This is a genomic window from Streptomyces olindensis (assembly GCF_040645895.1).
GTDB classification, from domain to species: Bacteria; Actinomycetota; Actinomycetes; order Streptomycetales; family Streptomycetaceae; genus Streptomyces; species Streptomyces olindensis.
In genome coordinates, this window is record NZ_JBEYZD010000065.1 from 1 (window position 1) to 18,104 (window position 18,104).

Annotated in this window: 14 protein-coding genes; 8 read left to right on the forward strand and 6 right to left on the reverse strand. The window is 72.6% G+C overall.

The genetic code is table 11. The features are described 5' to 3' along the window. Positions 1–150: 150 nt before the first annotated feature. The 3 genes from ABZ948_RS31565 to ABZ948_RS31575 all read right to left on the reverse strand — a co-directional run bounded on the left by ABZ948_RS31565 (position 151) and on the right by ABZ948_RS31575 (position 1,593). Positions 151–378 carry a DUF3107 domain-containing protein gene (locus tag ABZ948_RS31565; RefSeq protein ID WP_031114311.1) on the reverse strand — a complete coding sequence of 76 codons (228 nt, stop codon included), beginning with the start codon at positions 376–378 and terminating at the stop codon, positions 151–153. Between the two features lie 135 nt (positions 379–513). Beyond that, positions 514–1,161, reverse strand: a complete 648-nt coding sequence (locus tag ABZ948_RS31570; RefSeq protein ID WP_031114312.1) for a TetR/AcrR family transcriptional regulator — start codon at positions 1,159–1,161, stop codon at positions 514–516. A gap of 207 nt (positions 1,162–1,368) precedes the next feature. Continuing rightward, positions 1,369–1,593: an Rv3202a family protein gene (locus ABZ948_RS31575; protein WP_359765289.1), complete on the reverse strand. Its 225-nt coding sequence runs from the start codon at positions 1,591–1,593 to the stop codon at positions 1,369–1,371. 279 nt (positions 1,594–1,872) lie between these two features. Between ABZ948_RS31575 and ABZ948_RS31580 the strand changes: the two genes are divergently transcribed. The 7 genes from ABZ948_RS31580 to moeZ all read left to right on the forward strand — a co-directional run bounded on the left by ABZ948_RS31580 (position 1,873) and on the right by moeZ (position 11,420). Further along, a complete protein-coding gene (locus ABZ948_RS31580) occupies positions 1,873–3,042 on the forward strand; it encodes an alpha/beta fold hydrolase (protein WP_359765291.1) in 1,170 nt (389 codons plus the stop codon). Positions 3,043–3,311: 269 nt separating this feature from the next. After that, positions 3,312–4,940 carry a DUF3152 domain-containing protein gene (locus ABZ948_RS31585; RefSeq protein ID WP_435857671.1) on the forward strand — a complete coding sequence of 543 codons (1,629 nt, stop codon included), beginning with the start codon at positions 3,312–3,314 and terminating at the stop codon, positions 4,938–4,940. A gap of 215 nt (positions 4,941–5,155) precedes the next feature. After that, positions 5,156–6,955: a DUF3492 domain-containing protein gene (locus ABZ948_RS31590; RefSeq protein WP_359765295.1), complete on the forward strand. Its 1,800-nt coding sequence runs from the start codon at positions 5,156–5,158 to the stop codon at positions 6,953–6,955. Further along, positions 6,952–8,364, forward strand: a complete 1,413-nt coding sequence (locus ABZ948_RS31595; protein ID WP_359765297.1) for a hypothetical protein — start codon at positions 6,952–6,954, stop codon at positions 8,362–8,364. Before ABZ948_RS31590 ends, ABZ948_RS31595 begins: the two co-directional genes overlap by 4 nt. A 117-nt stretch (positions 8,365–8,481) precedes the next feature. After that, positions 8,482–9,441, forward strand: a complete 960-nt coding sequence (locus ABZ948_RS31600; protein ID WP_037766309.1) for an NAD-dependent epimerase/dehydratase family protein — start codon at positions 8,482–8,484, stop codon at positions 9,439–9,441. Further along, complete coding sequence (locus ABZ948_RS31605) at positions 9,429–10,178, forward strand: spherulation-specific family 4 protein (RefSeq protein WP_359765299.1); 750 nt, start codon at positions 9,429–9,431, stop codon at positions 10,176–10,178. The genes ABZ948_RS31600 and ABZ948_RS31605 overlap by 13 nt, the downstream gene beginning before the upstream one ends. Positions 10,179–10,241: 63 nt before the next feature. After that, the gene (moeZ, locus tag ABZ948_RS31610; RefSeq protein WP_359765301.1) at positions 10,242–11,420 is read left to right on the forward strand and encodes an adenylyltransferase/sulfurtransferase MoeZ; all 1,179 of its coding nucleotides are present in this window, start codon (positions 10,242–10,244) and stop codon (positions 11,418–11,420) included. 71 nt (positions 11,421–11,491) lie between these two features. Here the strand turns inward: moeZ and ABZ948_RS31615 are convergent, their stop codons facing one another. From ABZ948_RS31615 to ABZ948_RS31625, 3 genes are all read right to left on the reverse strand, one after another. Continuing rightward, complete coding sequence (locus ABZ948_RS31615; RefSeq protein ID WP_359765302.1) at positions 11,492–12,961, reverse strand: alpha/beta hydrolase; 1,470 nt, start codon at positions 12,959–12,961, stop codon at positions 11,492–11,494. Positions 12,962–13,096: 135 nt separating this feature from the next. Next, a complete protein-coding gene (locus tag ABZ948_RS31620) occupies positions 13,097–14,641 on the reverse strand; it encodes an alpha/beta hydrolase (protein WP_359765304.1) in 1,545 nt (514 codons plus the stop codon). Positions 14,642–14,739: 98 nt separating this feature from the next. Next, complete coding sequence (locus ABZ948_RS31625; RefSeq protein ID WP_359765306.1) at positions 14,740–17,472, reverse strand: lysylphosphatidylglycerol synthase domain-containing protein; 2,733 nt, start codon at positions 17,470–17,472, stop codon at positions 14,740–14,742. Between the two features lie 186 nt (positions 17,473–17,658). On the opposite strand from ABZ948_RS31625, the gene ABZ948_RS31630 reads away from it, so the two are divergent. After that, complete coding sequence (locus ABZ948_RS31630; RefSeq protein WP_389612391.1) at positions 17,659–18,048, forward strand: MGMT family protein; 390 nt, start codon at positions 17,659–17,661, stop codon at positions 18,046–18,048. Positions 18,049–18,104 lie beyond the last annotated feature (56 nt).

The following is an 18,104-nucleotide window of genomic DNA, read 5'->3' on the forward strand; positions in this document are numbered from 1 at the left end:
TAGTTGTCACCATTCTTTGTTGTACCCCGTCCGCGTGTGGGGGGGGCTGTACGCACCGGGGGGGGGGGGGCCCTTGCCCCGCCCCGCCCCACTGAATGCCTGCGCCCTCGGCGCCCGCACGCCTGCGGGTGCAGCGCCGGGATGCTGCGCTCAGAGCGCGCCGAAGCCCACCTTGCGCGGGGCCGGCTCACCGATCTCGACGTAGGCGAGACGGTCGGCCGGCACCAGGACCTTGCGGCCGTGCTCGTCCACGAGGGTCAGCAGCGGCGACTTCCCGGCCAGCGCCTCCGACACGGCCCGCTCGACCTCCTCGGCACTCTGACCGCTCTCCAGAACGATCTCGCGGGGCGCGTGCTGCACGCCGATCTTGACCTCCACGGCTATGTCCCTCCGACGGTCAGTGATGTGCGCGACCTTCCGCGCCGTACGCAGCACACATTAGCCCGGTGAGGGGACGTACAGGCTCCGCCCGAGAACGCCACGAGCGAACATCGGACGGGAACAACGCGCCCGTCAGTGGTGCTGCTGGTCCGTCCCGTGCAGCGGGAAGCCCGCGATGCCGCGCCACGCCAGCGAGGTCAGCAGTTGCACCGCCTGGTCGCGCGGCACGCTCCGGTCGCTGTGCAGCCAGGAGCGGGCCACCACCTGGGCGAGGCCGCCCAGGCCCGAGGCGAGCAGCATGGACTCCGCGCGCGACAGGCCGGTGTCCTCGGCGATCACGTCGCAGATCGCCTCCGCGCACTCGTTGGTGACCTTGTCGACGCGCTCGCGCACGGCGGGCTCGTTCGTCAGGTCCGACTCGAAGACCAGGCGGAAGGCGCCGCCGTCGTCCTCGACGTACGCGAAGTACGCGTCCATCGTCGCCCGGACGCGCTGCTTGTTGTCGGTCGTCGACGCGAGCGCGTTGCGCACGGACTGGATGAGCGACTCGCAGTGCTGGTCCAGCAGCGCGAGGTAGAGGTCGAGCTTGCCGGGGAAGTGCTGGTAGAGCACCGGCTTGCTCACGCCGGCGCGCTCGGCGATGTCGTCCATCGCGGCCGCGTGATAGCCCTGGGCCACGAAGACCTCCTGGGCCGCGCCCAGGAGCTGGTTCCGTCGGGCACGGCGCGGCAGGCGTGTGCCCCGCGGGCGAACCGCCTCTGTCTGCTCGATGGCTGTCACGCCGCCTCCCATAGTCGTCCACGTGCGGATCTGGCCGCGTCGCCATCGTACTTTTCGGTAACCGTGGTGTGCGCGGTGAGAGCGCAGGATTTCACGGACCGGACGGTTACGAAAGCGGTTGCGAAGGTTTCAAACAGGGGCAGAGCGGGCAAAATACGACCCCTTTCCTGCTCGAAGGTGCGGTCCGTCGCCCTGCGGCGACGGGCATCACCGGTAGTCGTCCTCGTCGAGCGAGACGATCCGGGTCTGCTCCACCAGGTCGGCCTCGTTGGCGCGGTCCGGGTCGACGCCGGTCAGCGGGTCGTCGCGGTTCGGCGTGATGTCCGCGTGCTGCTCGGCCGCGTCGACCTCGGGGGCCTCGACGTCGAACTCCTGCGCCTCGGGCGCGTCCTCGGCCTCGAACGTCTCCGGGTCGGTGGGGTCTACTGCCATGCTGGGCTCCCTTCCTACGAACGTCCCTGGGAATACAGGGGCCACACGCGGGTGCCCTGTGTACGAGCCTAGGAGACACCCGATCCGGACGCTATGCGATCCGCGTCCGGAACGTGACGCAGTGCGCATCCCTTCGGCTGCCTCCTCCGGTGCCTTCCGTGTGCCCCGTCGGCTGCTTTTTCCCCTCTGGTGTCCTCTGGTGTCTGCCCCTCCCGTATGGCCGATTCCTGTGACGGCGAACACATGAGCCACTGCGTGATCGTCTCGTAACATTGCCGCATGTCTTCGACCGAGCTGCCGTTCGTGCCGCCCGCCAATGTCCTGCCGAAGGTGGGGGCCGTCCGGGTCGCCGAGGGCGAGCGGCTCAGGTCGGTCGAGCTGCCCGGGGCCACGCTCACGGTGCGGTCGAGGCCCCCCGCGCGCGAAGGACTGCCTCCCGCGCTGTACGTGCACGGGCTCGGGGGTTCCTCACAGAACTGGTCGGCGCTGATGCCGCTGCTGGAAGACATCGTCGACAGCGAGGCCGTCGACCTGCCCGGCTTCGGCGACTCCCCGCCCCCGGACGACGGCGACTACTCCGTCACGGGGCACGCGCGCGCCGTCATCCGGTACCTCGACGCCTCCGGGCGCGGCCCCGTGCACCTGTTCGGGAACTCGCTCGGCGGCGCCATCACCACCCGTGTCGCCGCGGTCCGGCCCGATCTCGTCCGTACGCTCACGCTCGTGTCACCCGCCCTGCCGGAAATCCGCGTGCAGCGCTCCGCCGTGCCCACGGGGCTGCTGGCGGTGCCCGGTGTCGCGCCGCTGTTCACCCGGCTCACCCGGACGTGGACGGCGGAGCAGCGGGTGCGCGGCGTGATGGCGCTCTGCTACGGCGACCCCGGGCGGGTGACGCCGGAAGGATTCCGCAACGCCGTGCACGAGATGGAGCGGCGGCTGCGGCTGCCGTACTTCTGGGACGCGATGGCGCGCTCCGCGCGCGGGATCGTCAACGCGTACACACTGGGCGGCCAGCAGGGCCTGTGGCGTCAGGCCGAGCGCGTCCTCGCGCCGACCCTCCTCGTCTACGGCGGCCGCGACCAGCTCGTCGGCTTCCGCATGGCCCAGAAGGCGGCCCGGGCCTTCCGCGACTCGCGGCTCGTGACATTGCCGGACGCGGGCCACGTGGCCATGATGGAGTACCCGGAGACGGTCGCCCTGGCGTTCCGTGAACTCCTCGAGGACGCGGGGGAGTTGGGCGAGCAGCGGGCTCGTCGGGCCCGGGCCGGAGCGGGCCGGGCCGAGTCGGGCGCGGTTCGGCCGGACGGCGGGGACACGCGCGACTCCGGCGCGGTGGACGGGCGGAAGTCGGTCGCCGCAGGTACGGTCGCCACGGGTGCGCGCGAGCCGGGCGCTCGCGCGGACGACGCCGTCGACGGAGAAAGTACCGACGAGAGCATGGGGGGCTGAGGCGCGACGTGGGACGCCACAGCCGCCGTGGGTCCGTCGCCAAGGGCGACACCGCGGACACAACCGCAGTACGGGACGGCCGCGCCGGGCAGGCACAGGGGCCGGGGCCGGGAGCAGGCCAGGGTCGGGGCCAGGGACAAGGTCAGGGACAAGGCCAGGGGCAGGGACAAGGTCAAGGGCAGGCGCCGGACATGAGCCGGGGTGGCCGCCCGGTGCCGCCCGGCCCCGGGCAGGGCGGCTGGCCGCCGCCGGGCGCGGGGCCTCGCCGTATGCCGGGTCCACGTCCGGCATCGGGGCCGTATTCCGGGCCAGGGTCGTATTCCGGACCAGGAACGCATCCCGCGTCGGGGCCGCGTCCCGTGTCGGGGCCGCGTCCGGTTCCGGGTCCACGTCCGGTATCGGGCCCAGGTCAGGCGCCAGGTTCCGGTCAGGCGTCAGGCCCGCGTCCGGCGCCGGCGGTCGGGACGCCACCGCACGGGGTGCCGCGCCTGCCGGACGGCTGGCTGCCGGACGGCACGCCTGCGCGTGGGGTGCCGCGTGTTCCCGACGGGGTGCCAGGGCGTGGTGTTCCTGGGCCGACTGGAGGTACTCCGGCGCATGGTGTTCCGCGGTTGGCCGACGGGACGCCCGCGCGTGGGGTGCCGCGTTACTCCGAGGGGACACCGGGGCGTGGGGTTCCTCGGCTGCCCGACGGCACTCCGGCCCAGGGTTTTCCGCGGTTGCCCGACGGCACTCCGGCGCAGGGCGTTCCGCGGTTGCCCGACGGGACGCCCGCGTACGGCTTTCCCCAGGCCCGGGGAGGCCATCCCGAGCAGCGGGAAGCCGGGGGCGGCTGGGGTGAGTTGAGGGGGAGCGGTGGGGGCGGTGCTCCCATACCGCGGCAGCGCCGGGCGCCTGGGTCCGGCCCGCGGCAGGACTATCTCGACGCCTTCGAAGAGGAGGACGACGTCTTCGCCCCCCGTACGCCCGCCTCCGCGCACGCGGCGGACGCCTACGCCTCCGTCACGGACTGGAGCGCCGGCACCCCGGCCGACCCCCGCTTCGACGACCCCGACGACGCGGAGCCCACCGGCACGCCCGCGCCGGGCAAGGGCGCCAAGAGCCGTACTTTCACCGGCATCGCGGCCGCCGCCGTCACCACCGTGCTGGCCGTCGTCGTCGCCGGCCAGGTCGCCGACGACACCGGCGGTGCCGACGTGCAGTCGCAGTCCGCCACCGACCAGGCCCGCGACATCCGCGACTCCGCGTCCCGCGCGGACGACCGGGCGACGCCCGCCCCGGGACCCGCCGCGAGGCCGCTGACGTACGACGAGAAGATGGCCAGGACGTACCCGCTCGCCGCCACGCTGAAGGGCTCGGGGAAGTTCGACGCCGTTCCCGGCATCGCCAAGGCGCCGGGCGTGGGGCAGAAGCTCACCTACCGCGTGGACGTGGAGCAGGGGCTGGGACTCGACGGGGAGCTCTTCGCCGAGGCCGTGCAGAAGACGCTCAACGACCAGCGCAGCTGGGCCCACAACGGGGCGTACGCCTTCGAGCGCATCTACACCGGCACGCCCGACTTCGTCATCACCCTCGCCAGCCCCGGCACGACGGCCGACTGGTGCGCCAAGTCCGGCCTGGACACCACCGTGGACAACGTCTCCTGCGACTCGGCCGCGACCGAGCGCGTGATGATCAACGCCTACCGGTGGGCCCAGGGCTCGGAGACGTACGGCGACAAGATCCACGCCTACCGGCAGATGCTGATCAACCACGAGGTCGGACACCGCCTCGGCCACGGTCACGTCACCTGCGACAAGGACGGCGACCTCGCCCCGGTCATGCAGCAGCAGACCAAGTTCCTCGACCACGACGGCATCCGTTGCCGCGCCAACCCCTGGGCGTATCCCGCGAGCTGACGGGCGTTCCGCCCTCTCCCGCATGACCATCCGTGTCCGCTTGATCTCCTAGCGCGACGGAACGCGGGCCGCACGGGAAAGTTACGACCGTTCACCCCTTTTGGTGGTGCGACGGACAACCGTCCGCCGCACCACCGCCTTGTCCGCATACGTTCGTCCCGCTGCGAGCCGCCGGGCAACGGCGGCTCCCCATACGGGAGATCGGGGGTGCACTCGTGCGCATCGGACTGCTTACGGAGGGTGGCTATCCGTACGTGAGCGGTGACGCCAGGCTCTGGTGCGACCGGCTCGTGCGCGGGCTCGCCCAGCACGAGTTCGACGTCTACGCGCTCAGCCGCAGCCAGGACCAGGAGGACGAGGGCTGGGTCCCGCTGCCGCCGAACGTCCGCAGGGTGCGCACCGCGCCCCTGTGGATGGCCGAGGACGACGACATGGTGCTGGGGCGCCGTGCGCGCCGGCGCTTCAGGGAGTGCTTCGGGGAACTGGCGGCCGTGCTGTGCGGGGCGTCCGGTGGCTCGTCGGTCCTGGGGGGTGCGTCAGTCTCCGGTGATGCGTCCTTCTCCGGCGATGCGTCGGCGTCCGGTCGGGCGCCGGGCTCCGGCGTGTCGGTTTCCGGGGGGACGTCGACCCGTGAGGCGGACCGTTTCGCCAACGCTCTGTACGGGCTCGCCGAACTCGCCCGCGACGAGGGCGGCCTGGCGGGAGCGCTCCGCTCCGAGAGCGCCGTCCGCACACTGGAACGCGCCTGTCGCGCGCCCGGCGCCCACCGCGCGGCACGCGAGGCGCGCGTCCCCGATCTGCTCGCCGTGGCCACCTACGTGGAACGCGCCCTGCGCCCCCTCTCCCTCGACTGGTACGAGGACAACGGCCTCGGCGCGGTCGACCTCTGCCACGCCGCGTCCGGCGGCACGGCCGTCCTGCCGGGGCTGCTGGCCCGCCATTTCACCGGCGTGCCCCTGCTGGTGACCGAGTACGGCGTGCGCCTGCGCACGCACTACCTCACCGCTCCCGACGCCCCACCCGCCGTACGGTCCCTGCTCGCCGCCTTCCACGGCCGACTCGCGGCCGAGGCCTACACCCGGGCCGAGATCGTCACCGCCGGGAACACGCACGCCCGCCGCTGGCAGGAGCGCTGCGGAGCCGACCGCGGGAAGCTCCGCACGGTCTACCCCGGCATGGACGCCCGGCCCTTCGCGGAGGTCGGCGACTCCCCGGACTGCGCGGACCCGGACACCCTCGTCTGGGTCGGCCGCGTCGAGCCCGCCAAGGACCTGGTCTCGTTGCTGCACGCCTTCGCGGAGGTCCGCAAGCGGCAGCCGAGGACACGCCTGCGCATCGTCGGAGCCCCCGCCGGCGCCGAGGGCGCCGCCTATCTCGGCCACTGCAGGACACTGGCCGCCCAGCTCTTCCCCGACGAGGCCGACGGCCCGCACGCCGCCGGCGACAACCCCGTGTCCTTCGAGGAGATCGGCGGGCCGGAACTCCCGGGCGCCGCCGACGCCTACGCCTCCGGGGCCGTGACCGTCCTGTCCAGCGTCGTCGAGGGCTTCCCGCTCAGCCTCGTCGAGGCCATGCTCTGCGGGCGCGTCACGGTGTCGACCGACGTCGGCGCCGTCACGGAGGTCATCGGCGGAACGGGCCTGGTCGTACCGCCGCGCAACCCGCAGGCCCTCGCCGAGGCGTGCGTGGCGCTGCTGCGCGACCCCGAGCGCCGTGCACGCCTGGGTGCCGCCGCTCGCGCCCGCGCCCTCGAACTGTTCACGGTCGAGCAGAACATCGAGGCATTCCACGGCTCCTACCTGGAGATCGTGTCGCGCGCGCCGATCCGCCGTGTCGTCCTCGACGAGGCGGGAGCACCGCTGCCCTTCGCGGTCCCGGCCGAGGCCCACGTCCCGGTCCGCTGGGCCGACCCGTCGCCGTCGCCCCGCCTCGTCGCCCGCGGAGGCCCCGGCTGGGCGACGGACAAGCCCGTACGAGCCACCACTCCCGCCCCCGCCCCGGAGGGAGCGCGATGAACGACGTAGGCGAACTGGACCGACCGGGAACCCCGACCAGCCCGGGGGCCTGGGACGCCCGCTCGGAGGAGACCCTGAGCGCCGCCAGCGCGGGCGCGATCCCGCCCGTCCCGGAGACGGCGGCCGACGGCGAGCGGCCCACGGACCCCGAGGCAGCCACCCGCGACGAACCGCCCGCGAACCGGGAAACGGCCAGCGGACGTGAGTCGTCCGCGAAACGGGAAACGGTCAGCGGCCGCGAACCGTCTGCGAAACGGGAAACCGTCAGCGGCCCCGAGCCGTCCGCGCGGGAGGCGGGCGCCGACCGCAAGGCCGCCACCCCGCGCCGTGGCGCCGCGGACCCCGTGAAGGCGCTGATGCACCGTCACCGGGACCTCTGCGAACGCGCCGTGGACCCGCTGGAGATCGCCGCGGGGCTGGAGGCACACGGCATCACCGACCGGACCGCCGCCCGCTTCCGCCACCGGGATGTCTTCTCCCTCGCCGAGGAGATGTACGCACGGGCCTCCCGGGACGGGGAGGAGCCTCCGCCCGCCCCGCCCGCCGTCCCTCGGCCACGCGCAGACTGGGTCCTTCTGACGCTGCTGCCCGGCGCCCTGTGCGCCGCCGCCGTGTCGGCCCTCCGCCTCACCGACGGCCAGACGCGCCTGTTCGCGGCCGCCGTCGGCGCCCTCACCGTCGCCCTGGCCCTCCACGCGGCCCTGCGCCGAGGCCCCCTGAGCGCCGCCGACCGCACCACCCCCGGCAGAACCACCACGTGGACCGCCTGGCTCATCGGCTACGCCCTCCTGGGCGACGGACTGCTCCTCAACGCCGTCGCCGGGGGCCCCGACGCCCTGCCCACCGGCACGGCCGACGGCCCCTGGCCCCTGACCGCCGCCCCCGTCCTGGCCCTCGCCCTGGCCTGCGCGCCGGCGGCCTGGATCACCCACCTCCTCACCGGACGCACCCGCCGCAGACTCGCCGCCAGCCGCGGCCTGGACGACTTCGCCGCCGCCGTACGACCACTCCTGCTCGGCGCGTTCGCCCTGTTCCTGGCCGCTCTGGCAGCCCTGCTCGCCCTCTGCGCGGCGGCCCTCGACGAGCCCGCGGCCTACGCGGAGGTCCTCACCCTGGGCGCCCTCCTCTTCCTGGCCCGCCTCCTCACCACCCACGGCTTCACCTACGCCCCGGCCGTGGTCCTCACCGCCACGGCCACCGTCCAGGCGGCCGCCCTCGCCATGGTCTTCACCTCCCGCCTCCCCGGCTGCGGCTTCCTGGCCACCCCGGTCGAGGTCCTCGTCACCACCTTCGGCGCCGGTGGCGTCCCCACGCTCGCCTGCGGAGCCGCGGCCCTGGCCCTCCTGATCCACGCGACCCGCAAGCTGACCCGGGCCTCGGCCCACGCACCGCCGGAGCCCGCGCGGTGACCGCCGCGGACACCGGCCCCACCGCCGAAGGCACCCGCCCCACCCCTTCCTTCCCGCATCGAGGAGAACCCGCATGACCACCCACCCCGGAGCCACCGCCACCCCGGGAGCCGCGCGATGAGAGTCCTGCTGATCGGAGCCAACGGCTACATCGGGCGCTTCGTCGCCGACCGTCTGCTCGCCGACCCGGCCGTGCAGCTCACCGCCCTCGGCCGCGGCGACGACGCCGACGTCCGCTTCGACCTCGCCTCCGGCAGCCCCGGCGCCCTCACCCGCTTCCTCGACGCGGTCCACCCCGGCGTCGTCGTCAACTGCGCGGGCGCCACCCGCGGCGGCGCCCGCGAGCTCACCCGGCACAACACCGTCGCCGTCGCCACCGTCTGCGAAGCCCTGCGCCGCAGCGGCTGCGGCGCCCGCCTGGTGCAGATCGGGTGCAGCGCGGAGTACGGGCCGAGCCAGCCCGGCTCCTCCACGGCCGAGGACGCCGTGCCCCGGCCCGGCGGACCGTACGGCGTCAGCAAACTCGCCGCGACCGAGCTGGTCCTCGGCTCCGGTCTGGACGCCGTCGTCCTGCGCGTCTTCTCCCCGGCCGGACCCGGCACTCCCGCCGGCTCCCCGCTGGGTCGTCTCGCCGAGGCCATGCGCCGCGCCATGCAGTCCGGCGACGGCGAGCTGAAACTCGGCGGCCTCGGCGCGCAGCGCGACTTCGTCGACGTGCGCGACGTGGCCCGCGCTGTGCATGCCGCCTCGCTCTCCGCCGCGCAGGGCGTCATCAACATCGGCTCCGGCCGTGCCGTACGTCTGCGCGACGCCGCCGCGGTCCTCGCCCGCGTCGCCGGGTACGGCGGCGCCCTCCACGAGCTCGACGGCCCGCCCGGCGCGCTGCGCCCGGCCATCGGCCACCCCCGGCCCGACTCGGACCACGCGCACCCGGTCGCGTACCCGTACCCGGACGGCTGCGGCAGCTGGCAGCAGGCCGACGTGCGCACCGCGCGCGACCGGCTCGGCTGGCGCCCCCGGATCGGCCTCGAGGAATCCCTCGCGGACATCTGGATGGAGGCGGCATGCCGCATCTGACCAGCACACGACTGCGCACGTCGAGCACGGAGCTGCGCCCCGGCGTCGGCGTCCCCGGCTACGCCCACCCCCTCCTCGCCCCCGCCGAGTGGGGCGAACTGACCCGCCCGGGCACCCCGCTGCACTGGGTGGTCCTCAACGTGGCCGACGGCCCCGGGACCCGTCCCGACCCGCACTGCCTGGAGGCGGCCGGCCGCCTGCGCAACGCGGGCGTCCGCGTCCTCGGCCTGCTCGACACCCGGCACGGTTCCCGAGCCTTCGGGGAACTGGTCGCCGACGCCCACCGGTACGTCGACTGGTACCAGGTCGACGGCTTCCTCCTGGACCGCTGCCCGGCGGACCACGCCAGGCTGCCCGAGGTCCGGCGCACGGTCGCCACGCTCCGTGTGATCCGTGACGATGCCCACATCGTCCTCGGGCACGGCATCCACCCGAACCCCGGCTACGCCGAGCTCGCCGACCAGCTCGTCACCTTCTCCGGCCCCTGGAGCGACTACCGCTGGTCGCAGGTGGCGGAGTGGACCGCCGACCATCCGCCGGAGCGCTTCTGCCACTTCGTCCACGGTGTGCCCCGCGCCCACCTGGACGAGGCCCTGCGCATCGCCCGCTGGCAGGGCGCCGCGACGATCTGGTTCACCGACCACACGGACTGCGGTGGCCGAACCGACCCCTGGGAGTCGATGCCCGGCTACTGGGACGACATCGTCTCGCTGGTCGGAACAGGTGTCTCGGAATGAAAAAGCACATGGCACTGTTACGGGGAGAACAACCGTAGTGATTGACCGACCAACGGAGTCCCCGTGTCGTTGCCACCCCTGGTCGAGCCGGCTGCCGAGCTCACCGTAGACGAGGTTCGCAGGTACTCCCGCCACCTGATCATCCCCGACGTCGGGATGGACGGGCAGAAGCGGCTGAAGAACGCCAAGGTGCTGTGTGTGGGCGCCGGCGGCCTGGGCTCGCCGGCGCTGATGTACCTGGCCGCCGCGGGCGTCGGCACCCTCGGCATCGTGGAGTTCGACGAGGTCGACGAGTCGAACCTGCAGCGTCAGATCATCCACAGCCAGGCCGACATCGGCCGCCCGAAGGCCGAGTCCGCCCGTGACAGCGTCAAGGGCATCAACCCGTACGTGAACGTGATCCTTCACGAGGAGCGGCTCGAGGCCGACAACGTGATGGACATCTTCAGCCAGTACGACCTGATCGTCGACGGCACGGACAACTTCGCGACCCGCTACCTGGTCAACGACGCCTGCGTGCTGCTGAACAAGCCGTACGTGTGGGGTTCGATCTACCGCTTCGACGGCCAGGCGTCCGTCTTCTGGTCCGAGCACGGCCCCTGCTACCGCTGCCTGTACCCGGAGCCCCCGCCCCCCGGCATGGTCCCCTCCTGTGCCGAGGGCGGCGTCCTGGGCGTGCTGTGCGCGTCCATCGGCTCCATCCAGGTCAACGAGGCCATCAAGCTCCTCGCCGGCATCGGTGAGCCGCTGGTCGGCCGCCTGATGATCTACGACGCCCTGGAGATGCAGTACCGCCAGGTCAAGGTCCGCAAGGACCCGAACTGCGCGGTCTGCGGTGAGAACCCGACCGTCACCGAGCTCATCGACTACGAGGCCTTCTGCGGCGTCGTCTCCGAGGAGGCCCAGGCGGCGGCCGCCGACTCCACGATCACTCCCAAGCAGCTCAAGGAGTGGATCGACGACGGCGAGAGCATCGACATCATCGACGTCCGTGAGCCGAACGAGTACGAGATCGTCTCCATCCCCGGCGCCCGGCTGATCCCGAAGAACGAGTTCCTCATGGGCACCGCCCTGGAGAGCCTCCCGCAGGACAAGAAGATCGTCTTGCATTGCAAGACGGGTGTCCGCAGTGCGGAAGTCCTCGCGGTGCTGAAGTCCGCGGGCTTCTCGGACGCCGTCCACGTCGGTGGCGGCGTGATCGGCTGGGTCAACCAGATCGAGCCGGACAAGCCGGTCTACTAGGCCGTACCCGGTCTGCCTATCCGAGCGGCGGGGGCTTCGCGCACCACGGGTGCCCGGAGCCCCCGCCGTCGTCATGAGCAGACCTTGCCGTCCTTCGGCACCGACCCGTCCAGCAGATACGCGTTCACCGTGGAGTCGACGCAGTCGCTCCCACTGCCGTAGGCGCCATGCCCCTGGCCCCGCCAGGTGAGCATCACGCCGACACCCTTGCCCAGCTCGTCGGCCATCCTCCGCGCGCCCTCGTACGGGGTGGCCGGGTCGCCGGTGTTGCCGACCACCAGGATCGGCGCCGCGCCCGCCGCGCTCACCTCCGGGGTGTCGTGCTGCCCGGGCACCGGCCAGTCGTGGCACCAGCCGGCCGTGTCCCAGCCGAGGAACGTGCCGAAGACCGGGGAGATCTTCTCGAACCGAGGCAGCAGCTTCTTCGTCTCGGCCGCGGTCGGCCGCTGCCGGTCGTCCAGGCACGATATGACCCGCTGGGAGTGCGTCGTCGTGCCGTAGCGGCCCGACGGGTCGCGTTCGTTGTAGCCGTCGGCCAGGGCCAGGAGCTCCGAGCCGTCTCCCTGCTCCGCCGTGTCGAGGGCGCTGGTCAGTGTCGGCCAGCTGTCCTTGCTGTACAGCGGGAGGATGATGCCCGTGACCGCGAGCGTCTGGGTCAGCTTCCGCCCGGGCGTGGCCGTCGGCAAGGGCCGGGCGTCGATCCGGCGCAGTAGGTCCACGATCTTCCGCGAACCCTCGGCCGGGTCCTGGCCGGTGGACTCGAGGTAGCCGTCCAGCGCGCGCTGGAAGCCCCTGGCCTGGTTCTGGGCGTGCCCCACGGTGTCGGCGCCGGGGTCCACGACCGCGTCGAGCGTCATCCGCCCGACCTTCTTCGGGAACAAGTGGGCGTAGGTGCCGCCCAGTTCGGTGCCGTAGGAGATGCCGAAGTAGTTCATCCGGTCGTCGCCGAGGGTCTGCCGGACGCGGTCCATGTCGCGGGCCGAGTCGGCCGTCGACACGTGTGCCAGCAGCTTCCCGGCGTCCTTCTGGCAGCCCTTGGCGAAGTCGGCGGCGTCCGCGAAATAGGCCTGCTCCTCTGCGGGGGTGTCCGGGGAGACGTCCACCGATTCCGCCGCCTGGATCTCCTTGTCACCGCGGCAGCGCACGCCCTCGCTGGCACCCACTCCGCGCGGATCCCAGCTCACCAGGTCGTACCGCTCGCGGAGCCGGGAGACCGTCGGGGCGTACGACGGCATCATGGACACGCCCGAGGCCCCCGGGCCGCCGAAGTTGAACAGGAGCGAGCCCGCGCGGTCGTCGCCGCGGGCCTTGGCACGGATCAGCGCCAGGCCGATCGTCTCGCCGTCCGGCTCGGACCAGTCCAGCGGCACCTTGAGCGTCGCGCACTGCCATTCGCTGCTCGGCGCCGGGGCGTCGGCCGTGGCTTTGCAGCGGCCCCAGGAGAGCCCGCCCTTGTCGTCGTCGGACGAACCGCCGGAGCAGCCCGCCGCCAACAGCGCCGAGGCGACCGCCAGAGCGGTCCACCGTACGGAACGCGTCATGTGCCCATCCCCCCTCGCAGGCCGTCCGCTCCGTGCCGCGGATGGCGGTCAGGCCATGGTAGGCAGATCCCGCCTCGGCCGTTCCAGCCTGTGGATAACCTTCTGGCCTGCGCGTTTATGGGGTTCGGGCCGGGGTCAGGTGCAGACGGTCCCCGCCCTCGGCACCTTTCCGTCCAGCAGATAGCCGTTCACGGCGCCCCGCACGCACTTGTTCTCGCTGTCGTAGGCGCCGTGCCCCTGCCCCCGGTACGTCAGCTCGACCCCGACGCCCTCGCCCAGCGCGTCCACCATCTTCCGCGCGCCCTCGTACGGGGTGGCAGGGTCGCCCGTGTTGCCGACGACCAGGATCGGCGCCGAGCCCGGCGCGCTCACGTCGGGGTGGTCGGCGGCCCCCGGCACCGCCCAGTCGGTGCAACTGATCATGCCCCAGGCCAGGTAGTCGCCGAACAGGGCGGACGCCGCGCGGAACTCGGGCAGCTTCCGCTCGACGTACGCCGTGTCGTAGCGGGGTTTGTCGTCGGCGCAGTTGATGGCGGTGTTGGCGGCGGCGAGGTTGCTGTACTCGCCGTTCTCCTCGCGGCCGTTCATGGAGTCGGACAGCAGCAGCAGGATGCTGCCGTCACCGCTGTACGCCTGCTGCAGGCCCTGGGTGAGGTACTCCCAGAAGTCCTGCGAGTACAGCGCCTGTGCGATGCCGCTGGTCGCCGCGGTCTGGGTCAGTTCGCGCGGGAAGACGCCCGGGATGGGCCGGCTGTCGAGGTCCTCCAGCAGCCTGGCGATACGGTTCTTCACGTCCTGGGCGCTCGTGCCGATGGGGCACTCCTCGGCCTTGGAGACGCAGTCCTGGGCGAAGTTGTCCAGCGCGAGCTGGAAGCCCTTCGCCTGCCCGAGCGAGCCCTGTTCGGAGTTCTGCGTAGGGTCGACGACGGCGTCGAACACGGCGCGGCCGACCCGCTTGGGGAACAGGTGGGCGTAGACGCCGCCGAGTTCGGTGCCGTAGGAGATGCCGAAGTAGTGCAGCTTGCCGTCGCCGAGGACCTGGCGCATCAGGTCCAGGTCCCGGGCCGCGTCGGTGGTGCGCACGTGCGGCAGCACCTTCTTCGAGTTCTGCTCGCAGGCCTCGTTGAACTCCTTGGTGTTGTCCAGCAGCTCGGTGCGCTCGGCGGCGTCGTCGGGCGTGGCGTCCTGCTGGAAGTACGCGTCGAGCTGCTGGTCGTTCTCGCAGATCACGGGGGCGCTGCGGCCGACGCCGCGGGGGTCGAAGCTGACCAGGTCGTAGCGGCTGCGCAGGGTCTCGTAGCCCTCCGCGAAGGCGGGCAGCGAGGAGACGCCCGAGCCGCCTGGCCCGCCGAAGTTGAAGATGAGCGAGCCGATGCGCCGGCTCGCGTCGTCGGCCCTGGCGCGGATCAGTGCGAGGCCGATCGTGTCGCCCTCGGGGTCGTTCCAGTCGAGGGGCGCCTTCATCGTGGCGCACTGCCACTCGCCGCCGTCCGGCAGCGGCGAGGGCGGGGCGCCTCCGCCCTGTGCGTCGGACGGGGCCGCGCAGGCCTCCCAGTCAAGCTCCTGCCGCGTGAGGTCCTCGTCCTCGGCGTCGCCGTTTCCGCAGCCCGTCGGCACGGTGGCCAGCAGCAGGGCGGTGGCGGTGAGGGCGGCGGCGCGCAGCCGGAGGCGGGTTGGCATGGTTCCATCCTGCGGCGGCGCGGTGCCGGGCGCGCGGGACGCGTGCCGTACGAGGGAGCAGGTGCCGATGGTGCCGGAGTGCGCGTCGCGCGGTCGCGTCAGAGCGCTTGCTTGCGGGTGAGGTGGTTGAAGGCCAGCCAGCCCGGCAGCACGGGCAGCCACAGCGTCAGCAGGCGGAACAGCAGGACCGCCGGTGCCGCGACCTCCTTGGGGAGCCCGACGGCGATCAGGCCGACCGTCAGGGTCGCCTCCACCGCGCCCACACCGCCCGGTGTCGGTGCCGCGGACCCGAGGGCGTTGCCCGCGAGGAAGACGACGGCGACGCTGGCGAGGCTGATCGAGGTGGACTCGTCGCCGAAGGCGCGGATCGACGCGTCCAGGCACATCACGAAGCAGGCGGTCAGCAGCAGCATGCCGCCGATGCCGGTGACCAGCTTCTGCGGCCGCTGGAGCACGTCCAGCATGCGCGGCACGACACCCGCGAACAGCGACCTCACGCGCGTGACGACGAACTTCCGCAGGAACGGCACGGAGGTCACCACGAGCACGAGCACCGCCACCGTCAGCAGGCCGGCGATGACCGTCCGGGACGGCGACAGCGACGGCGTCTTCTCCGTGCCGGTCAGATAGCCGAAGGACAGCAGCATCAGGATGTGGCAGCCGAGCCCGAACAGCTGCGACGCGCCCACACTCGCCACCGCCAGCCCCGGTCGCACTCCCGCGCGCTGCAGGAAGCGCGTGTTCAGGGCGACTCCGCCCACCGCCGCCGGGGCGACGATCTTCACGAAGGACCCGGCGACCTGCGCCGCCACGGTCCGCAGGAACGGCACCCGCTCGGGCACGAAGCCCAGCAGCGCCATCGCCGCCGCGATGTAGCTGCACATCGAGAACAGCACGGCCGCCGCGACCCAGCCCCACTCGGCGTTCGCGATGAGCGGCCCGAACTCGATGTGCGTGAGCTGCGTCAGCAGGAAGTACGCGCCGATCGCGCCCGCCATGAAACTGATCAGCGTGCGCGGCCGCACCCGCTCCAGCCGGGCCGGCTCCACCGGTGCCTGCGGCCTGATCCGCAGCACCTCGTGCCGGATCTGCGTCAGCAGATCCTCCTCGCGCGCCTCCTCCAGGGCCTCGTCGATGGCCCGCTTCTCGGCCCGCTGCTCCGCCCGTACGGCCTTCTTGTCGGGCTTCTCCAGCACCGGAGCGGTCTCGTCCGAGGCCTCCTCCAGGCGTGCCTGCTTGTTCTGCCGGGACGCCTCCAGGACCGCGTCGCGCTCGCGCTGGGCCCGCTCCCGGGCCAGTCTGCGCAGCGTCGCGCGCGTGGAGCGGCTCAGCGCGATGGGCTGGAGCATCGGCAGGCAGTCCGCCACGGCGTCCGGGCCGAGCACGTTCACCGCGGAGGCCACCGCCCGCTCGGCGCCCACCCGGAGGCCGAGGGTGACCAGCAGCTGGGAGGTGTCCATGCGCAGCAGCAGGTCGCCGGCCGCGATCTCGCCGACCCGCAGGTCGGTGAGGATCACCGTGCCGGAACGATCCACCAGAATCGCGTCGCCCACCAGCCTGCGGTGCGCGATACGCCGGGACTGCAGCGCCTTCACCTGGTGCCAGGTGTCGTGCAGCAGGTCGTCGGTGATCTCCTCGTCCGGCAGCGAGTCGAGGGTGCGGCCGCCGCTGTGCTCGTAGACGAGCATCACGGCGTCGGGGCCGAGCTCGGAGGTGGCGATGAGCTTGGGCGCGTTGGCGCCGGCCGCGATGGCCGCGTAGGCCAGGAGCGCCTCCTGTTCCAGGGCCTGACGCAGCGACTGGAGGCTGCTGCGGGTGGCGAAGCCGCGCAGGGTGAGGTTCCGCCAGGCGCGGTAGAAGAAGCCCTGGGCCTGCTGCTCCCGGTCGACGACGGTCACGTCCAGCGGGGGACCGTCCTCGAGGGTGACGAAGTAGCGTCGGCCCCGGTCCCCGGTGTCCGGGTTGTGGTCCGGGACGTCCTCGCGCGAGGCGCTGACGGGGCGGAAGCCGACGGTCCGCAGACCGGCCATCAGCGTCTGCCCGGTGGGCCGGACGTTCGGCGAGCCGACCGCGTAGAGCGTGCCGTAGGCCACGGTCCAGCCGATCAGCACGGTGAGGATGATCGAGAACGGTGTCGTGTACCCCGTCACGAGCATCGAGAAGGCGTCGAGGAGCAGCACGACCCAGAGCACCGCGCGCCATCTCGGCCTGCGGGACATGCCGACGGCGGTCATGTACGCGATGACCGGGGCCAGATAGCCGTGCACGGGATCGGTCAGTGCGTGGATGTCGCCGGGGGAGGGCTGGGTGAGCGCCTCCTGGATGGAGTCCGGGGCGGCCCGGGCGACCCACAGGTCCGTGGCAAGCGTCACTCCGTGCGCCAGGACGGCCGCGAGCACACCGTCGGCGATCCTGAGCCCGTCCCGTTTGATCAGCCGCTCGATGGCGAAGGCGACCGGCACCAGCAGGATCGCGATGCTGGAGGCCAGGCCCGCGATCTTGATGAGCAGGTCGGGCGCCTGTCCGGTGCCCTTGTTGATGTCCTGTTCCAGGCCCGAGGTGGTGCCGTGCGCGAACGCGGCGATCCCGATCAGCACCGCGACCGCGAGCACGCCCACCAGGAGCCGCATCAGGTCGGACGGGCGGTGCACGCGCGCGGGGAGCAGCGGTTCGTCGCCCTCCACCTCGTCGACGTACGCGGTGTCGGCCTCCTCGGCGTCCGCCCGGACCTGCTTCCCGGCCGTCTTGGGGCCGTCGTCCGGGGAATCCGGGCGCGACGAAGCGTCAGAGGTGCCCTCCGGGTCCTCGGGGTGCGCACCCTGCTGCTTCATCGTCTCTTCTTGGTCTCGTATCACCGGTCACCGCCCGCACGATGGTGGCATGCCGCACCGACACACGGGGGCATCAGGGTGCACATGCGGGGGCGGACAGTCTGCCCGACGCGCTCCTGCCGGGCGAGGGAAACGCTCGGGGGCGGGCACGTCCCGTTGTCGGTGGGGTGGGGCAGGATGGGGCGGATGAGTGAGGAGAGCCCTGACGGGGGCCGGTTCGAGGACGAGGGCGCGCAAGCGCTGCCCGAGTACGCCGAGCGGGTCCTCGACGTCGCCGAACTGATTCCGCCGGGCCGTGTCATGACATACGGGGACGTCGCCGAATGGCTGGAGGAGGGCGGACCGCGCCAGGTCGGCCGGGTGATGGCGCTCTACGGAGGAGCCGTTCCCTGGTGGCGCGTGGTCCGGGCGGACGGCGTGCTGCTCCCGGGGCACGAGCAGCGGGCGCTCGGTCACTACCGGGCGGAGGGCACGCCGCTCAAGCAGGCGAGCCGCGCCGCCGGGGGACACCTGCCACGCATCGACATGAGACGGGCGCGGTGGGACGGCGGCGAACGCGCGGAGGGTCACACCTGACAGCTTCCGCCATCGGACCGCCTCCTGTGTGACCCGTGATCCGGACGGGGTAATCG

Bases quoted from the DNA above. Each gene is read 5' to 3' on its own strand.
- ABZ948_RS31585 (WP_435857671.1), top strand. From the start codon at position 3,312: ATGCCGGGTCCACGTCCGGCATCGGGGCCGTATTCCGGGCCAGGGTCG.
- ABZ948_RS31575 (WP_359765289.1), bottom strand. From the start codon at position 1,593: ATGGCAGTAGACCCCACCGACCCGGAGACGTTCGAGGCCGAGGACGCG.
- ABZ948_RS31615 (WP_359765302.1), bottom strand. From the start codon at position 12,961: ATGACGCGTTCCGTACGGTGGACCGCTCTGGCGGTCGCCTCGGCGCTG.
- ABZ948_RS31595 (WP_359765297.1), top strand. From the start codon at position 6,952: ATGAACGACGTAGGCGAACTGGACCGACCGGGAACCCCGACCAGCCCG.
- ABZ948_RS31620 (WP_359765304.1), bottom strand. From the start codon at position 14,641: ATGCCAACCCGCCTCCGGCTGCGCGCCGCCGCCCTCACCGCCACCGCC.
- ABZ948_RS31630 (WP_389612391.1), top strand. From the start codon at position 17,659: ATGAGTGAGGAGAGCCCTGACGGGGGCCGGTTCGAGGACGAGGGCGCG.
- ABZ948_RS31625 (WP_359765306.1), bottom strand. From the start codon at position 17,472: ATGAAGCAGCAGGGTGCGCACCCCGAGGACCCGGAGGGCACCTCTGAC.
- ABZ948_RS31605 (WP_359765299.1), top strand. From the start codon at position 9,429: ATGCCGCATCTGACCAGCACACGACTGCGCACGTCGAGCACGGAGCTG.
- ABZ948_RS31600 (WP_037766309.1), top strand. From the start codon at position 8,482: ATGAGAGTCCTGCTGATCGGAGCCAACGGCTACATCGGGCGCTTCGTC.
- ABZ948_RS31580 (WP_359765291.1), top strand. From the start codon at position 1,873: ATGTCTTCGACCGAGCTGCCGTTCGTGCCGCCCGCCAATGTCCTGCCG.